This window comes from Paenibacillus sp. RC21 (assembly GCF_044907935.1).
Taxonomy (GTDB): Bacteria; Bacillota; Bacilli; order Paenibacillales; family Paenibacillaceae; genus Paenibacillus; species Paenibacillus terrae_A.
The window spans coordinates 1-18,790 of sequence record NZ_JBIYCS010000017.1; the positions used below are offsets into that span (position 1 = coordinate 1).

The window sequence follows — 18,790 nt, forward strand, 5'->3', positions numbered from 1 at the left end:
AGTTGAATCTCGTATTTTTTGTTCATGTGATCCCCTCCCAATTTTTTCTTATAGGGAGAGTTTAAAAATTAAATCAGAATTGGTCAAGGTACTAGCAATTCATTGACCAGTAAAAGTATGGATGATATAATCATAAAAGGAAAAAATCATTGGTATAGAGCCATGCGTGAATGGGCTTTTCTCATAATTTCTTTTGTAAGCGCGTACAATGATTATTTTCCATATATACCACGGAGGAGGCGATCAAAGAATCCATTTTATCAAAATAAATGTTTTCTTTTTTTTTATTTTTAATGCAACCGGTTGCATTATTTATTCCACTAAATATTATCAGGAGGTTGTTAACTTGCTAGGAAAAAAAACTGGGAGTTTTATTTCTTGGTTGATTATTTTGTCGCTTTGCTTCAACTTCTTCGGTTTACCCGGCGTAGCTTCGGCCAGTAGCACCGATTATACAGCCACCTACACGAATTCCACAGCGACTACCCTTCCCTCTACAACCGCTTCGATCACGTCTACCGTTACCGCAACGTATGCACCTACCACAATACCTAAATCAACTCAAACTGGGTTAACGGTTCACTTTAAGAAACCTTCAAGCTGGAATTCAGCGATTCGAATCCATTACTGGAATCTGAATCCGACAACCGTTCCGATAAGCGGAGCGTGGCCGGGAATCCTGATGAAGTCGGATGGAAACGACTGGTACAGCTACACCATTGCCGAGGCCACAGGCTCAAGTCTCATCTTTAATGACGGTAGCGGCAAACAGACGGCCGACTTGTCCCGCAGTGTGAAAGAGGGCTGGTATTACACAGATAACACATGGTATGATACCAGCCCGGAAATGCCTAAAATTCCGGCGATTTCCGCCTCTCCTGTACCCAAAACATATGATTCGTCCCAATCGGTGACGCTTTCCAGCACCAACAGTGACGATAAGATTTACTATACGATAGACGGCTCGACACCTACGACATCCTCTACCTTGTATACCTCTCCAATCCAAGTTGCTTCCTCTTTGACCATTAAGGCCTTCGGTGTCAACTCAATCGGTCAAACTGGAAATGCATCCTCTTTCGCTTATATGATTGACCTGAATTCAGATCTGCAAGCTCCGACAATCACAGCGAATTTGCCTACCAGACATTCCGATTCCTCGGTGACTGTATCCTTCAACCTAAATGATAACAAGGCGGCAACGACCAAGGCATACTACACGGACGATGGTACGGAACCAACCATAAGCTCGAAAGTATATATCCTCGGCAACGCTATGGCCGGATTGACCGGACCGTCCATCCTTATTTCCAAGACCACGACATTAAAATTTCTCGTTATAGACGGCGCTGGCAATCAAACCAAACAAAGCTTTGTTTATAATATTGGAAATAAAGGTGATTTTCGGGAAGATACTATTTACTTCGTGATTACTTCCCGGTTCTATGACGGTGATCCGAGCAACAACATGCACGCATGGGATGATGCCAAGGCGCGTAATCCGGATTCGGACCCGGCTTGGAGAGGGGACTTTAAGGGGCTGATTCAAAAGCTCGATTATATCAAAGCCCTCGGATTCAGCGCCGTCTGGATTACACCTGTTGTGCAGAATGCCAGCGGTTATGATTATCATGGTTACCATGCAATAAATTTCGCCAAAGTAGACCCAAGATATGAATCGGCGGGAGCTTCTTACCAGGATTTGATCAATGCGGCCCATGCCAAAGGGCTGAAGGTTATTCAAGACATCGTTGTCAATCATACCGGTAATTTCGGTGAAGAGAATCTGTACCCCATGTTCAAGAAAGATCCGGCTAAACCGGATACGGCTAACAACTTGGTGAAAACTACGGATAAGCTGCCGTCAAACTATGATACTATGACACCCGATCAGCAGTATCAGGCAAGGCTCGCTTTAATGAAGAACGCGGAAACGAACAATAACATTTACCATACAGAGAAAAGCCTCTCCTGGGAATCCTATACTGTTCAAACTGGTCAGATAGCGGGAGATTGCGTGGATTTGAACACGGAAAACCCTGCAGTTAACGAATATTTAATTGATACCTACAATCACTATATAGACATGGGTGTTGACGCTTTCCGTGTCGATACGGTGAAGCATGTGAGCCGGTATATTTTCAATAAATACTATATTCCTGCCTGGAAGACAAGAGGCGGCTCGGATTTCTATATTTTTGGAGAAGTAGCCACCCGTTACAGAGATGTCTGGAACAGTGGAATTCCGGCGATCTCGACGCCATTCTATACTTGGAAAAGCTCGAAATCGTATCCGGGCGATGGAAAGAATGATTACGCCTCCAATAAAGTGTCGGTTGAACAAGAGTGGGCGGACAACTCTACTACAGCAGGACAGCCAACCTCGAACAATGCTCTCTTAAACGGAAATACCTATCATACGCCTGACTATTCAATGAAATCGGGCATGGATGTGATTGATTTTCCGATGCATTGGGCATTCAAGACCGCGCAGGAAGCATTCAATATGAGAAGTGGCGATCAATACTATAATGATGCTACCTGGAATGTAACCTATATCGACTCGCATGACTATGCGCCCGACCAGGCTCCGGAAAATCAAAGATTTGCGGGCACACAGGACACTTGGGCCGAGAATCTCGATCTGATGTTCACCTTCCGCGGAATACCCGCTATCTTCTATGGTTCCGAAATCGAATTCCAAAAGGGGGCTGTCATTGATCCGGGTCCAAACGCACCGCTAAGCAAAACGGGACGGGCATATTTCGGCGATCACATGGAAGGCAATGTTACAGTACAAGATTACGGCAAATACACAAATGCTACCGGCACGCTTGCGGAATCGCTCAACCATCCTCTGGCCAAACATATCAGACAGCTTAATTTAATCAGAAGAGCTGTTCCCGCCTTGCAAAAAGGACAGTATTCCACAGAGAATGTAACGGGCAATCTGGCGTTTAAGAGAAGATATACCGACAGCGCCAAAGGCATTGACAGCTTTGCATTGGTCACGATTTCAGGAAACGCCACATTTACCGGAATTCCGAACGGAACCTATGTGGATGCGGTGACTGGTAATTCCAAAACCGTTACTGATGGCAAGATCACCCTGACATGCTCCGGCAAAGGAAACGCAAGGGTATATGTATTGAATGGCAGCGGTGGAATTGGAGAAACGGGAACCTATCTGAAGTAAACGGCAGTATGTCTTAGTTAACTGAAGCAACCTCAGTTCGGTATTGCACCGTGCTAAGGTTGCTTCCAATTAAAAAGTATATCCAAGAGAGAGAGTCAGGATATTGCTCTGGACTAAATTTTTAACGGATGGGAGTGAACCAAGATGCACCAACGACAGCTTCTATGTGCGTACATTCCTCCGTATATTTAATGACCAACAACCATCAAGTATTAACGGGTTCTGGCCGGTCATCCGGATATGTTCTACTGCATACAACGGGTACAAGCGTTAGACCAAAAGTACCTAAAGCATATGATAATTGAGGATGTCCTTCATGAATGTATAATGCTATTGCCATAATAATGATAGGCAAAACTGTAATACAATCATTATAGTTGTTTCCTCCATTTGCATTGTATTTCACACACGTTTCTTTAACAATTTTTTCAGCTGTGTGTTCGGGTCAGCAAAAGACTGAATAATCTCCTTCATACCTTCTAGAACGTTTTTTGAAGTTGTTAGATACAAATCTATTACTTCCGCAGGCCAGCTGTTAAAGTTGGCCGTGATTTTTATAACTTCTGTTCTTAAAGAAAAAGCACTTAAATTATTAGGGTCTAATCCCGCATTATTAAGCAAATGGGTCAATCCATGCACAAGTTCTACTCTTGAGCGAACGAGATTTTCAAAAGGATTGAAAATATCTAATATATCCCTTAGCTTAGGGATAGCCCAGGTGATTTGTATAAATTTAACCCACGAATTTTTCCTTCTAAGCAACGATTTTGATTTGAATTACGGATATGAGATTATAGGGGGTGTAAAAAACACCGGTGACCTTAAGCAGGTGACCGGTGTTTTCATATTAGCGTTTCGGCATTTTGCTCTCATCCATGTACAGCAGGTTCCAGCGGTGACCGTCCAGGTCGGCAAATCCTGCGCCGTACATCCAGCCGTCAATTTCACTCGGTTTGCCAAAGATGTTTCCTCCGGCAAACTCTACTTTTTGAATAAAGGCATCTACTTCTTCTCTGCTTTCAGCGCCAATGGAAAATATTACTTCTGCGGTATGGGAAGTATCTGCGATTTTTGAACCTGTAAATTTCTCAAACGCCGCATCCGGGAACAGCAGAATCGTTGTTTGGCCTATAGCAAGCTTGGCTCTCTCGTTACCAACGCTAGCCGCATGTAATCCAATCTCATTGAAAAAGGCAGTTGACCTCTCAACATCTTTGACCGGCAGATTAATCCAGATCTCCTGTGACATGGCTGTAGCCTCCTGGAATATATTTTCAACTACTCCTACTATACTCTACTTCTGGCAGCAGAAGCGAATCTTATAAAAGAAACCGCAAGGTATGACATTCCTGTCATTCATTCTGCGGTTTCCTTAGTAAACTTATTTACTTGACTGCTCCAGCATCGTCTCCGTCAAGGTATCGATTTTCGCATCAAAGTAATGACTCTCTTACAACAATTCTGCACTCTTCAAGTTCTTCGGGATCCGTATCTAGGTAAAGAAACTTCCAGTCAGTTGGGTATATTGAATGCGCATGCTGATAATGGATAACCAAAGGTGTCACTGAAGCAAAATCATATATTTTCAAAGAATCTGATTTTAGGGGCATCATCGTTCTTCCCTTTAGCTTATAACTATATTTATTGGCAATAAGATTTTTTATATTCAAAAAACAATAAAATATTCGAGTATTAATAAATTGAATACGATTCAGTCAAGAATATATTCAACTCTTCATGCGTAGTTAGAGCTTTCACACTGAATTCCGTCTTTTAACCGAGATGGGGGGCGCTGAAGCTTAATCATGGAGCTTGCAACTGGAGCACTTGCGTAGGAAGCCCTGTTCAACTTTAACGGTGGAGAGTCTTAGCGAAAGAATCTCCATTTCAAGTTATTACTTAGTTATACAAATTCTTTAGATTTTCTTTAGAAATATACTCATTAATTCCTTAGTTTTTTTTATTATGCTTTCTGAAAGAAAAAGAGAGAAGTTCAAAATGGTCAGTAATAACTTAATAAATCTAATTAACACTATGCCTATCTATTCTTATTTCGCCCTCTCTCTGAGTTCTTTTAGAATACAATCCCATATGAAACTACATCTAATATCCTCGTATCTGGCCCACGGTAAGGATGAAGCGTACGTAGCCACAATAATTGAACATAAACCCGCTTGCATACTCCCATCAACAATGCCGATCGTACGGAGTTGTTCATAGAGATTGCGCTAGGTGTAATCATCACACAGTACCCCGCAGGCAGCTTATTCACAGCCACTGCTAACTGAACCAAGTAGTTTGCTTGCTAGGCGGATATGGAAGCTATACTTAACCTGCTAGTTTATTTTGCTGACGCTATTTGTCCTAGCAACGCGGTTTGAATGAAAATGCTAACGGTTTACTGCTGGGTTCCTCCCCAAGAGTACTGATGGCTTGGGTCACGGATGAAGATCTCCTTCATTTACTGGATCTAATTAACCACCGACCCCGAAAATGTCTGGATTGGAGGACCGCTCACGAATCTTTCACAGAAGTCCTGTCGCATTTGGTTTGACAATCCGTCTTGTATTAAAAATATCGATATTATTTTGTCCGAAGGTGGAGTCGACGACACAATGAGAGAATTGCTTCGAAAGCTTAAAATTTTACAGCTATTTATGGCTTTGTACCGTGCTAAAATTATTAGGATACTGATTCCTGTAGCTGTTTTAGTCATTATCTATGTATATGGAAGACACGAAATTCAGAATATTAACTTAGCTAAAATTATTCATGAATTACGCATGATGCCCGTTCATGTCGTTATTCAATTGATCATTGCTTCTTTTATAGCGGTATCTGTAATGAGTACTTATGATTATTTAATACGAAAACAATTTAAGCTTGATATCAATTGGAAAACGACTTATCGATATGCATGGATAGCCAATACATTTAATAATATGATTGGGTTCGCTGGTCTTACCGGTCTAGGACTACGTACATTACTGTATAAGAGAAGTGGCGTTCCTATGAAAACAATGGGAGCTGCTGCACTCTTTTTATCGCCTATCGTATTAGTCGGTCTATCTTTACTTGGCTGTCTTGTACTGGTCGGTGTTTTTCCTGTAGAACCTATTTTTGAACAACTTCCTTGGCTTCGTATCGGTGTATGGGGAGTTTCATTGTACTTACCGTTCTTCCTATTAATGCAACGATCTTCCCTGTTCGCCAAATGGTTTCATAAGGGCGATGGCAAGTTACCTTGGAAAGTAGTCATCGCTTCTCTAGGTTCCTCTGTTCTAGAGTGGGCTTGTGCAGGGGCATTATTTTGGTTATTCACTTTTTATGATCTGAATCATTTACCGTTTGCCCCGGTATTCGGTGTGTATATTGTAGCAGCAATTGCAGGGATTATTAGTATGGCGCCAGGTGGTATTGGAGCATTTGATCTGATCGTGTTGCTTGGACTTCAGACATTAGGTGTTGATCCATCACGTGCACTAACGATTTTGTTATTGTTCCGCATTTTTTACTTTGTAGTTCCTTGGTTGATCGGTCTTGTGCTAGCTACGTTTGAGATGAGTCCGAACAGTAAACAAATGCGTGAAATGATTACAACTAGTCTGGACGCTTCACGTAACACATGGGTCAAATTCTGGGGCTGGCCTTCTCATTTCGGTCTACTTAGTGATCTAGGAGCATGGGCGCTTGGAAAGTTAGTATTCACCAGTGGTATCATATTACTACTTTCTGCGGCTACCCCAGGCCTAATTGCTCGCCTACGTTTTATGGAACATGTGTTATCTTTACCTATTATGCGTTTTTCAGAACAGTTATCTGTGACTATCGGTATTATGCTTATTGTCGTATCACGTGGTATTTCAATGCGTACTCGTCGCGCTTACATATGGACGGGAGCATTGTTGTTAGCAGGTGCTATCTTCACATTTGCCAAAGGGTTCGATTACGAGGAAGCTATTATTTTACTTATTGTTGCATTGGTGCTATGGATATCTCGGGCTCGATTTAACAGTGAAAGTGCTAGTATTTCTTTACGTAGTATCTGGATTTGGGCGTTCCTTGCTTTTATCTCATCGTTATCGTATTACGTTATTGGTACACATATTCATCCAGCTATTTTGCGACATCTACCAATGCGTGCTCAACAATGGTTTTTGAACCCGCATGAATATGCAGTGACGGCTCTTGTTGGATTAATCGGTGCTTTAATTTTAATGGCATCTATATTCACATTACGCCCGCATCGCTACACAGGAATACGTCCAGATGAGGCGGGTATAGAGAAATTAACTCAATTTATTGCCAAAGAAGACGGTAATCTTTTGACTCATCTTCTCTATCTAGGAGACAAAAATTTTTATTGGGCGCAAAATGATCAAATTTTAATTCCCTATTCTCGAATGCGTCACAAATTAATTGTACTTGGCGACCCAGTTGGTAATAAAAATCTTGTCTCTGCTGCGATTCAAGAATTTCAGAGGTATGCGGATCAGTATGCATTAACCGTTGTTTTTTATCAAGCAACACCTGAATATCTATCGATCTATCATGAGAATGGTTACAAATTCTTCAAACTAGGCGAAGAAGCTTTGGTTCCTCTAACTACATTCACATTAAGTGGGAAAAGTAAGCAGAACTTGCGAACTGCTAAAAATAAATCAGATCGTGAAGGTCAAATATTTGAAGTGCTTGCCCCACCCTATCATTCAGAATTACTGTCTGAATTACGTCAGATTTCGAATGAGTGGCTAGGCGATCGTAAAGAAAAAGCTTATTCTTTAGGTTGGTTCAACGAAGCGTATATTCAACGCTCTCCCTTAACCTTGCTTCGTAATGCTGAGGGTCACATTTTGGCTTTTGCAACATTAGCTCCAGCTTATGACCAAAATAAAGTGATCTCAATTGATCTGATGCGCCATTTGAATGATACACCGAATGGAACGATGGATGTGTTATTTGTACGTATAATTGAATGGGCAAAAGAACAAGGTTATTCTTATTTCAATTTGGGTATGTCTCCGCTCTCCAGTGTGGGTGAAAATCAGAATGCGCATCGTGAAGAAAAATTAGCTCGGCTGGTGTTCCGATATGGTGGGCACTGGTATGGATTTGAGGGATTGCGCCGTTACAAGGAAAAATTCTCACCTGAATGGCAAGCAAGATATTTAGCTTATCCGGCAGGTATGACACTTCCAATGCTTACGCTGGATCTTGTCCGACTGGTATCTCGTCGTCCAGAACAAGTAGAGCTTCTTTAACCTTCAGAATAAATTCTTTGGATAGGCTACAGTTACGTGGACTGAAAAAATGAGGGCAGTAGAATGAAAGCAATAACCAAGGAGAGAATCTCTGGCCCTGGTCGGAACTGAAAGTCCGTATTGCATGCCAACGGTGGAACGATTAGGTTATCTCAACGAGTAAGTAATCGATTTATACATCCATGATCTTTTTTTAATGTCAATGCGGTTTTCTCCCGAAACGTTCTTTGCTCTCCTGGATCTGCAGTAGCCAAGTTAACTTTGTTATCTTTGTTATTTTTCACGGTTAGATATTGGGAAGACTAAGGTGGTCACTTGACCACCTTTTTAATGTTTTGACTTAACTATTCTGCCTTCACTCTTCTAGACATAAAAAATTTGGTTTATTGTATTAGGGCGTGTATTCAAACCTAAGCAAGCCAGATCATAATCGAGGCCAACGTCAAAAAAGCCTTGAAGGTGCATGTCAATTTATCAAAGCGAGTCGCTAGGCGACGGTAGTGTTTGGTTTTGTTGAAAAAGCACTCCACTAAATGCCGTTCTTTGTAGATTGCTTTGTCCCATTTTCGCTGTACTCGACGGTTTTTCTTGCTGGGAATCACTGGAGTCGCCTCTTGCTCTTCTAGGAGTTGGAGAATCCGGTTCGTGTCATATGCCCGATCGGCCAGAACTTGCTTTTGGGTTAAATCCATCGACTTCAGCATTTCATAGCCCATGACCGAGTAGTGACGTTGTCCGGCCGTCAACTCTAAGCGCAACGGGTTGCCTAAAGCATCCACAATAGCGTGAATTTTAGTGGTCAGTCCGCCTCGGGATCTTCCTATGGCCTGGAGATACTGCCCCCTTTTGCCCCGGCTCCATGCTGATGAACACGAACAATAGTCGCATCAATCATTACACTTTCGAAGTCAGGTTCAATCGAAACATGCTCTAAAACTCGATCCCAAATGCCAGCGATTTGCCAGCGGCGGAACCGGGTGTACACTGAGGACCAAGAAGGATAATACTCTGGCATATCGCGCCATGGCGCTCCTGTCCGGGCGACCCACAACATCGCGTTGAGCATCACCCGATTGTCTGTTCCAGGTCGACCTCCTTGTTTTTTTCGTTCCGGTGGCAGCACGTCTTTAATCTTTTTCCACTGATCATCTTGGATTTCGTATCGTCTCTTCATACTTCTTAATTTACCACGATTTAACTTTGTTTTGTAGTTTGAATACACGCCCTAGATAACAGATAAACTAGAGGTATTTGTTGGATCAATAAAAAGAAATTTAAGGATCAGAGCTTGAAAAAAAGCTCTTTCAGCAAAAAGAATACTGTCAGTCCTACTGCTTATTAGGTTCTTCCCAATCAGTTCATGAAATATATCTTAATTTAATATGTTTAGAAGCTCTGTACAGCGACGACTTCACGGCAGCTTCGCTCTTTTTTAAAATTTTTGCTGTTTCTTTTATGGAGTATCCTTGGACTAGGCGCAATTCGAGTACAGTCCTTTGCTCGTCATTACTTATCATCAAAAGAATTCGCTCGACTTCCTCTTGAATTTCAAAATCGATGGTATCACAGTGACAATAAATAAGTTCCCTATGTGTAAAGTATCCTGCCATCTTTTTTCGTTTTCTTAATACATCTATAGCAAGATTTTTGGCAATTCTCAAAAAATAAAATTTGATACGATCTTTTGGCAAGTCAAGGGAAGCTCTTATAAACCGAATAAAGCATTCATGCAACAAATCTTCGGCATCCTGTTTGTTATGCAATATTCTAAAAAGGTATCCAAAGAGTTCTGATTTATAAGATAAATATAGATCCTCCAATTCTTTAATATCCATATCATTACTTTTCCTTCCTGTTTCGATTGCTTTTCAACAAATACTGAACTCTCATCACTACTATTTACGTTTCATGAACACTTTTCAATAAAATTATTCGTATCTCAATGCATCTATCGGCTTCAATCTCGCTGCTTTATAAGCTGGGTATACCCCAAACAAGATACCTATACCTGCAGAGCTGAGAAACGAATATATGATCGGCGAGACCGTGAATTCAATGGTCATACGAGTTGTTGCTTCAATTATTTTAGACGCTCCTATGCCAGCAGCAACCCCAAGTATACCTCCCATTAGACCGAAAATGACTGCTTCGGACAGGAATTGAATCATAATATCTCTAGGCTTGGCACCAATCGCTTTCCGAATACCGATTTCTCTTGTACGCTCTATAACGGAGACCATCATAATATTCATAATTCCTATTCCCCCTACCACGAGCGATATTGCGGCTACACCTCCCAGCAATTTGCTCATGATATTATCTACACCCAAAGCTGCACCTGCTGCTTCGGACAGACTCATAGTTTGAAATTGATCCGGTTCTGAGGGTTTTAGCTGATGCGTCACACGCAAGCTCCCCAATATATCTGAACGAGCTTGATCCATCAGAGCTGGTGACTTGGCGGAGACATCCAGGCTGGTGATATTTCTCTCACCCAGACGGTTCATCATGGTTGTAGCAGGGATGTAAATTTGATCATTCGTACTGCGGCTTAAATTCGTAACGGGCTGAGAATTCAATACTCCGATCACTTTGAAGGGGATCTGTTTAATTTGAAACGTTCGTCCCACCACGTTTTTGGTATCCCCACCAAAAAGACGTACAACCGCTTGGCTTTCCAGAATAGCAACATTCATACGTTTATCCAACTCATCGTTGGTAAATGTCCTGCCTTCAGCAAAGGAAAGCTTTTTAACTTTATAAAATGAAGCGGATGTTCCTATAATAGTTGCATTATAGTTATATCGACCCCATACAACTTTTGAATTACTCGAAATACTGGGCATTAATGCCGCAATCGAACTCTTTTGTTCCATTGCCTTGATATCAGCCCACGTAAAGGAGGGCAAGTTGTCCCCATTGACTTCTTCCTCGGTCATTGGCATGGCTGGAGCAACCATAATCACGTTATTCCCTAGACTATTTATTTCCTCCTTAATACTGGCTTTAGAACCGTTTCCGATTGCCATAATGGCAATAACCGCTGCCACCCCAATAATAATACCGAGTATCGTTAAAAATGAACGCATCTTGTTAGTGGTTAAGCTATTCATGGATACACGGATCGTTTCCATCACATTCATAGGCTTACCATCCTTGATGAAATTCGTCTATTCGTAATTTGCTCATCCCGCTCAATATTACCATCCCGAAAACTAATCAAGCGTTTGGCATATTCAGCGATTTCCAGCTCATGAGTAACCAGAACTATAGTTTTTCCCAGCTCATTCAACCCTTGAAACAGTTCCATAATCTCAATACTCGTTTTCGTATCCAGTGCGCCCGTAGGTTCATCTGCCAGCAGAATAACAGGATTATTTACCAATGCACGTGCAATGGAGACACGCTGCTGCTGACCACCAGAAAGCTCGTTAGGCTTGTTATACATCCGTTCGGCAAGGCCAACGCTTCGTAGCGCCTCCACGGCTCGTTCCCGGCGTTCCTTGGCAGGTATACCTGCATACATCATAGGTAGCTCTACATTGGCTAATGCTGTAGTTCGGGGAAGTAAATAAAATTTTTGAAACACAAAACCTAGTTTCTGATTTCTAATCTCCGAAAGTTCGTTCTCACGAGCATCCAATATGGAATACCCATCCAGGTAGTATTTTCCGGTATCCGGATGATCCAGGCAACCAATGACATTCATCATGGTAGACTTGCCTGAACCAGAGGGTCCCATGATAGCAACAAACTCACCTTCGTTAATAGATAAGTTCACACTACGTAGAGCCTGAATCTCCTGACCGCCTACTTCATACATTTTTTTCAGTTCTTTAATTTCGATCACCGTTTTATTGGATTGAGTTTCGCTCATTGTGCCTGCCCCCCTCCACTGCCATTCGGATCAGCACTGCTGTTCTGAGGAGGAATAACAATAGTTTCTCCTTCCTTGACACCAGACTTGATTTCGGCCTGATCCGCCGTATAGACACCTAGTTTCACCGGTCTAAACCCATAATCAGCAGGATTTGCCGCGTTCTTCGCCACATATACTCCATCTACACCACCTTCAGATCTCAGTGCAAACAATGGCACAGACAGCGCATCTTTGTGTTCAGCTAACAGAAGGGATACATCCATGTTCATCCCTGGTTGCAGCTTTATTTTTTGACTATCTAAAGACAATTCAACTTTGTATGTAGTCACATTGGATTCCACAACTGGCTCTGGAGAAACAAAGAGAACTTCTCCTTTGAATTGCTTGTCCGGGAATGAATTTGTATGCATTGTAGCCTGAAGTCCAGTCTTCAATTTGGCGATATCACTTTCGTTAACCTTGGCACTAACCTTCATGACCCCTGTGTTGGAGTTATTCATTATGATAAAAGGTGTAGTAGGACTGGTACCCACATCGCCGTTGACCTTCAAAATGATCCCGTCCCACGGCGCTGTAACCTGTAATTTGCTCAGGACACTTTTCTTCTGCTCTAATGCCGTTTCAGCCTGCTGTAAAGAAGCCTGTGCAGATTGAATGTTGGAAGCTTCAGGCGGGGACTGTGCTGCCTTTAATTGAATCAAAGCGGTTTTATAGCCCATTTCAGCATCTTCAATAGCCTGGTTTTGTCTGATCTGTGCCTTCTTGTATTGAAGCTCGGCATTACTCATATCCAATTTTGCCTTATCCAAGCTTTGCTTGGCCGTCGCCAGGTCACTTTCTGCGGCCGCATCATTCTGAACTAGATAAGTCTGGTCATCATAATCCTTCTGGGCTTTATCCAAGGTCACCTTGGCAACCTCTTTTTGTGCAGCGGCTTCCTCTAACTCCGTCTCGTCCTTGGCTGTTTTAATCGCCATCTGTGTCTTTAGGACATTTGCCTTCTGGAGCTCAATATCACTTTGCTTTGGTCCACGCTTGGCTTCCTCTAGCTTGGCCCTTGCAATCGCAACATTGGACTGGGCATCTTTAATTTGTAATTTGGCATCTGAATCATCTAAACGAGCTAAAACCTGGCCCGCCTTAACACTATCTCCTGCTTTGACATTGACCGCAATGAGCTTGGCACCCTCGACATTTGTAAAATTAATATTCACTTCCTTGGAAGCCTGAACGGTCCCAGTCACGGCAAGCGATTCGGTTATATTGGTTTTTTTCACCTGAACAATCTGATTCGCAGGACCCTCCACGGGCTTTTCCTGCCCCCTATTCATATAAACAGTACCACCGATTCCCACTATAATGATCAAGGCCAGAATACCTATGATCACTTTTAATCTTCTTTTTTTTCTTAATATTTGCAATGCATCTTTTTTTACTGTTTCCGGCAATGTCATATCCCCTTAAATATATTTTTTTAAATCCTATACACTCCACGGTTTGTTTAAAGCATGTTGTAACTGTGTCATTTGAACAATCAATTCATCCATATTCCGTTCTATTTGCTTCACTTTTAACTGATTAGTAGCGACCTCCGTACCTGTGGCAAATCCCCGTTCCTTTTTTTTACGAGAAATGTTTAATACTTTATTAGCGTTCTGCAGATTACTTTGCAGTTGTTCGTATTGCTCATCATTTTGCTGTAAATTAAAGTACATACTCTTCAATGTTTCTGCCAATTGGTCTTTGGTATTTTCCAGTCCGCCTTGTGCTGAATCTACATCAATCTGTTTAATTTCATAATCATCATTCCCTGAGTTCCACGTGTAATATTTAACTTCCATCTTTGCCAGCTTGACAGCCTCCTCCTGTCTCCATACCGAAGGACTCGCCGAAATGGCACGTGTCACAAGCGTATCCAAATTCGTGCTATCCATTTTTCGGTAAACAGGTCGATCCACCAGTTCATAGACCGTACCTTGCAGTTGCCCCATTTGGGTATTTAGTGAATCCATCGCTTTTTGCAACGCAGCTTTTGCAATCTCTATATTTTTTTGTGCTTCTATACGAGTCTGAATAATGCTGCTTTGATCGCTTGGAGAAATTTTCCCACGGTTGGCTTTTGCCTCAGCAGCTTTTTCCTCCAATAATGCAAGCGAAAGTGCATCCTCACTGCTCTTCACCTTGTTATCAGCCAGAAGTACCTCATAATAGTTCTTCATTGTAGTGTAGTCTGTCTGATCTTGGGCAAGCTCGATTTGCTTCTTGGATTCCAGATAAGAAACCGTCGATGAGGCATACCCCTTCCATGCTGAACTACTGGCCGCATCCTCTTCTCCATTACCTGTACCTGCGGGAATGAAGTCCAGATTCTTACCTGCATTTTTCAAGTTAATCCGATTGCGATCTATCGTTTGCTGGGCCTCCTTCAAGCTAAAGCTATTGGATCGTGCCCATTGCTGGGCTTGACTCAATGTTAGTTGCACACTTGCATTGGAAGCCAATTGCTGCCCCTCTGCTTGAACAAAGGACCCTGAAAAAGAACTGGTTGATAAGGCCAACAGCAATAAAATGAACATACGTTTTTTCATAGAACCCCCTCTTTCTATTTTTAAATAATTGTACAAACACATTCTTATATGAATTATCTATTGTTCTCTTTTGAGCAACTACAAATGAATCATAGACACGTGCAGATTGCTTTCTGCTTTGGCTAAAAGTATTTCGGGATGAAACGATCTAGCAATGTAATCATATGTCAGGGTTTTCTCATAAAATGAGATATGAATGAGCGTCTCTCTTTACTCAGCAGAAACATGACGCTCGCCTCCTTTCAGAGTCAGGCGATTTCTATGTCCCCGTAGGTATGATAAGGCTATGCCCGCAGATCGGTACAACAGCTCTCCGGCTAGAATACCGCCAACGACATCCGCTAGTACATGCTGCTTGACCAGCAAAGTGGACGCTATAATGACAATAGACATCGCGGTGACTGCCCAGCGAATCGTTCTTCCGAATACCCTTGCTCCACGAAGCATCAGGTAGCTGGTTAGCACATGAATGCTCGGGAAACAGTTAAACGGCTGGTCATGGCTGTACACCAACCAGACCAAACGGTTGATGACGCCTGTCTGGGCTAGATTGTCTGGACGGTGAACAGCCGTTTGGAAAAGGGCATAGACGATATAAGAAAGGATCAGCCCTCCACAGAGCGAAAGTAGCGTCCGGTAATAAGCTGTTCTGTCCTTGAACGCAAGTCCGATCAGTACGGCTGCAATGAACGGGTACCAAAGAACATAAGGAATAATAAAGGACGGAACGAATGGCGTTAGGCGATCTAGATCCGTTACGAGGCTATAGACGTGTTCGGTAGGATGGTTAAGTATACCGTAGAAAATATACAATAACGGAACCACTGTAAGCCATAGAAGAGACAGCCAAGTTGAAAGGAAGGATTGTTTTGTAGGGTGAGTCACGTTATCATCTCCTGATTAGGTTTATCTATAGCAATGAACCCATCATAATGATAAACTCTGAAGAACTTTAGAGGATTTTTCTAAAGAATTTCTTAACATTAGTTGGTAAGGGGTATTCCCTCTCGCATCTTATTTATAGGGAATCTTATCAACAATTTACGTAATAAAAAGCCTCGCCAACTTTTTTGTTGGCAAGGCTTTTTGGGTTCTTCAATCAGATCAGCTTTCTGATTTTCATGCACTTCTTGCAGACTTCGAGTCTGAATAGTGTACATATCTTCAGATTTTCTTTAGATATATCCTCGTAAAATCCTTAGATTTTTTCGTTACTATTTTTATATTGATATAAATAACAAAACGAGGAGATATGGCAATATATTTTGGATTATTCCTTCCAGTTGTTCGGTATATCATCCCTTTATTTGTTGGGTACCCAAAAGGGAGAAATTAAATAATGGGGGAAAAACAGTTGAATATCAGTGAATGTCTACTTTTTTTGCAAGGATTTCTCACAAATCCACAACGAGTAGGAAGTGTTATACCTAGCTCCCGATTTCTAGCAGCTAAAATCGTTGAGTCTATACCATGGAATGAGGTAAAGGCAGTCGCAGAACTCGGGTCAGGTACAGGTGCTATTACACGTTTCATGAAGCCACATTTAACCGGATCAACAAAAGTGCTATTGTTCGAAAGGGATAAGAAAATGAGAGCTACTTTGAAGACAAAATACCCGAATTTCGCGTGTCATTCAAACGCTTGCCAATTAATCAAAAAATTGAATCAAGATGACATCGGCCAGCTTGATTGTATTATTAGCGGATTGCCATTTTTTAATTTTACGAGTGAAATGCGAGAAACCTTACTTAATCAGATTATTAAGGCACTAAAACCAGAAGGAATTTTTGTCGCTTATCAGTACTCACTTCAAATGAAAAAAAAATTTGCCGAAGATTTAATCATCGAAAAAATCGAGTTCGTACCTTTCAATTTCCCTCCAGCTTTTGTATATACCTGTCGCAAAAGGGGAGGCAATAATCGGTATTAATAAACTTTTCATAGCAATCATTGGATTTGTCTTAATTATAGAATTTTAGTAGCCGTAATCATAAAAAGTAGGAAAGGGGCATCATGTAATGGATACAATACTTGTTGTAGGTGACGGTACAGAGATTCGAGATGTCATTCACGTTTATTTGCGCAATGAAGGATACTTTGTCATAGAAGCTGCAAATGGTCTGGAAGCGTTAGATTTAATAAGATCAATCTCTTTCGAACTTGTCATCTTAGATATTATGCTGCCACATATGGATGGCATTAATGCTTGCATTAAAATAAGGGAAATATCGAACACCCCCATTATCCTGCTATCGGCCAAGGAAGAAGATATTGATAAAATTGTGGGTCTTACTCCCGGTGCGGACGATTACATGATAAAACCCTTTAATCCGTTAGAATTACTCGCTCGAGTAAAAGCTCATTTGCAGCGACAATCATTAATAGGAAAAGAAGAATTTAATTCTCTTATATTCTTCAAAGATCTTGTTATCGATAAAACTAAATATTCCGTTACATTGAAAGAAAATAACATTTCACTGACCCCTCTTGAGTTTTCAATTCTAGAGTTGCTTGCAAGCCACCCTGGGCAGGTATTTAGCTTTGATAAGATTTACGAAAGTGTGTGGAAAGATCCTATTGGGTATTCCGATAATACCGTGATGGTCCATATTCGTAATTTACGAGAGAAATTAGAGAAATCCCCCAGAGATCCTCAGTATATTAAAACGGTTTGGGGAGTTGGTTATAAAATTGACTGAAAATGTGCAAAAGCCAAAACGAAAAAAAAGGATGATTCAGGTCAATATTTTAATCAGAATGATGCTAAGTCTTATTATCGCCACAACCATAAATAACATGTTCATTTTTACTTTTACTGGAGATTGGCTATGGCATGAAATCCGAGTGGCTCCTCAATTTCATTCCGTATATTTTCCCCCCTTGTTTATGGTTTTCTTTATTATTACTTTCCTCGCTTTGACTCGAAGAATCGTAAGAGACTTAATTTCGTTAGAGCAGGGGCTTCAAATTATATCCGAGGGTAATTTAAACTATCGAGTACCTGTCATGCGAAAAGATGAACTCGGGAGGGTTGCGTTTAATATCAACTTGATGGCGGAACGTCTGCAACAGCAGATCGAAAAGGAACGTAAACTAGAAAACTCCAAGTTGGAGATGATAACAGGCATATCACACGACTTGCGTACGCCACTTACAAGTATTATTGGCTATATAGAACTTTTAAGAACAAATTCATTTCAGAATAAAGATGAATATACGCGGTTTGTTCAAAACACTTATAACAAAGCTATTCATTTAAAAAAATTGCTCGATGATTTGTTTGAATATACCCGACTTACTTCGGTCGATACCCGTCTGGACCTAAATAAGATCGATGTATTCCAGCTTCTAGATCAATTAATTTTTGAATTTGAACCGATCGCTCAAGAGAACGGTATCCATATTATTAAAGACTTAGGTAACTCTCCTATTATAACCGTTATTGACAGTAAAAAAATTGCCAGAGCAATCGATAATCTACTCATGAATGCCCTTAAGTACTCTGTAAAGCCAGGAACCGTTCGTATTTTAATGAAGTTGGATAATAAGCAAATTAGTATTGAGATCGAAAATAAAGGGAATCCCCTCACACAAGAGCAAGAAAATAAACTCTTCAATCGTTTTTATAAAGTAGACCATTCAAGAAGTAGTGAAGGCATTCAAACGGGAGCAGGTCTGGGCCTTTCTATTGCTAAAAACATTATTGAGTTGCATGGAGGAACCTTAACGCTCATTCATATAAATAACATATTTAAATTTACTCTTACTTTGCCTTTCGAAGGAGTTCTGACCAGTTCCATTGGATCAGAAGAAGGCCACTCCGGCAACCTTGATGTATAAGTTAAAAAACTTAAGCCCCGAACAA

At 41.3% G+C, this 18,790-nt stretch carries 14 protein-coding genes; 5 read left to right on the forward strand and 9 right to left on the reverse strand.

Going from position 1 to position 18,790, the window contains the following annotated elements; all coding sequences use genetic code 11:
- The first annotated feature begins 346 nt into the window (after positions 1-346).
- A complete protein-coding gene (locus ABIA61_RS26110) occupies positions 347-3,196 on the forward strand; it encodes an alpha-amylase family glycosyl hydrolase (protein WP_283653431.1) in 2,850 nt (949 codons plus the stop codon).
- 402 nt (positions 3,197-3,598) lie between these two features.
- Here the strand turns inward: ABIA61_RS26110 and ABIA61_RS26115 are convergent, their stop codons facing one another.
- Positions 3,599-3,958, reverse strand: a complete 360-nt coding sequence (locus tag ABIA61_RS26115; RefSeq protein WP_404581469.1) for a hypothetical protein — start codon at positions 3,956-3,958, stop codon at positions 3,599-3,601.
- An 85-nt stretch (positions 3,959-4,043) separates the two neighbouring features.
- Complete coding sequence (locus ABIA61_RS26120; RefSeq protein ID WP_028541752.1) at positions 4,044-4,445, reverse strand: VOC family protein; 402 nt, start codon at positions 4,443-4,445, stop codon at positions 4,044-4,046.
- A 1,366-nt stretch (positions 4,446-5,811) separates the two neighbouring features.
- Between ABIA61_RS26120 and mprF the strand changes: the two genes are divergently transcribed.
- A complete protein-coding gene (mprF, locus tag ABIA61_RS26125) occupies positions 5,812-8,457 on the forward strand; it encodes a bifunctional lysylphosphatidylglycerol flippase/synthetase MprF (RefSeq protein WP_283653432.1) in 2,646 nt (881 codons plus the stop codon).
- 410 nt (positions 8,458-8,867) lie between these two features.
- Here mprF and ABIA61_RS26130 read toward each other — a convergent pair.
- From ABIA61_RS26130 to ABIA61_RS26160, 7 genes are all read right to left on the reverse strand, one after another.
- Positions 8,868-9,631, reverse strand: a protein-coding gene (locus ABIA61_RS26130; RefSeq protein WP_283653433.1) for an IS5 family transposase whose coding sequence is annotated in 2 segments (ribosomal slippage) — positions 8,868-9,292 and positions 9,292-9,631 — 765 coding nt in all. Because the reading frame shifts where the segments join, the coding sequence is not laid out codon by codon here.
- 184 nt (positions 9,632-9,815) lie between these two features.
- A complete protein-coding gene (locus ABIA61_RS26135; RefSeq protein ID WP_283653434.1) occupies positions 9,816-10,292 on the reverse strand; it encodes an RNA polymerase sigma factor in 477 nt (158 codons plus the stop codon).
- A gap of 93 nt (positions 10,293-10,385) precedes the next feature.
- A complete protein-coding gene (locus tag ABIA61_RS26140; RefSeq protein WP_283653435.1) occupies positions 10,386-11,600 on the reverse strand; it encodes an ABC transporter permease in 1,215 nt (404 codons plus the stop codon).
- Entirely contained in the window at positions 11,597-12,334 is a 738-nt protein-coding gene (locus tag ABIA61_RS26145) for an ABC transporter ATP-binding protein (protein WP_283653436.1), read from the reverse strand. The genes ABIA61_RS26140 and ABIA61_RS26145 overlap by 4 nt, the downstream gene beginning before the upstream one ends.
- Complete coding sequence (locus ABIA61_RS26150; RefSeq protein WP_404580126.1) at positions 12,331-13,785, reverse strand: efflux RND transporter periplasmic adaptor subunit; 1,455 nt, start codon at positions 13,783-13,785, stop codon at positions 12,331-12,333. Before ABIA61_RS26150 ends, ABIA61_RS26145 begins: the two co-directional genes overlap by 4 nt.
- A 33-nt stretch (positions 13,786-13,818) precedes the next feature.
- Positions 13,819-14,925, reverse strand: coding sequence for a TolC family protein (locus ABIA61_RS26155; protein ID WP_404580125.1), 1,107 nt, complete (start codon positions 14,923-14,925; stop codon positions 13,819-13,821).
- Between the two features lie 210 nt (positions 14,926-15,135).
- Complete coding sequence (locus ABIA61_RS26160; protein ID WP_283653439.1) at positions 15,136-15,810, reverse strand: phosphatase PAP2 family protein; 675 nt, start codon at positions 15,808-15,810, stop codon at positions 15,136-15,138.
- A gap of 454 nt (positions 15,811-16,264) precedes the next feature.
- Between ABIA61_RS26160 and ABIA61_RS26165 the strand changes: the two genes are divergently transcribed.
- From ABIA61_RS26165 to ABIA61_RS26175, 3 genes are all read left to right on the forward strand, one after another.
- Positions 16,265-16,855, forward strand: a complete 591-nt coding sequence (locus ABIA61_RS26165; protein WP_283653440.1) for a class I SAM-dependent methyltransferase — start codon at positions 16,265-16,267, stop codon at positions 16,853-16,855.
- Positions 16,856-16,943: 88 nt separating this feature from the next.
- Complete coding sequence (locus ABIA61_RS26170; protein WP_404581470.1) at positions 16,944-17,624, forward strand: winged helix-turn-helix domain-containing protein; 681 nt, start codon at positions 16,944-16,946, stop codon at positions 17,622-17,624.
- Positions 17,617-18,765 (forward strand): sensor histidine kinase, encoded by a 1,149-nt coding sequence (locus tag ABIA61_RS26175; RefSeq protein WP_404580124.1) that lies wholly within the window; start codon positions 17,617-17,619, stop codon positions 18,763-18,765. The genes ABIA61_RS26170 and ABIA61_RS26175 overlap by 8 nt, the downstream gene beginning before the upstream one ends.
- Positions 18,766-18,790: the final 25 nt, after the last annotated feature.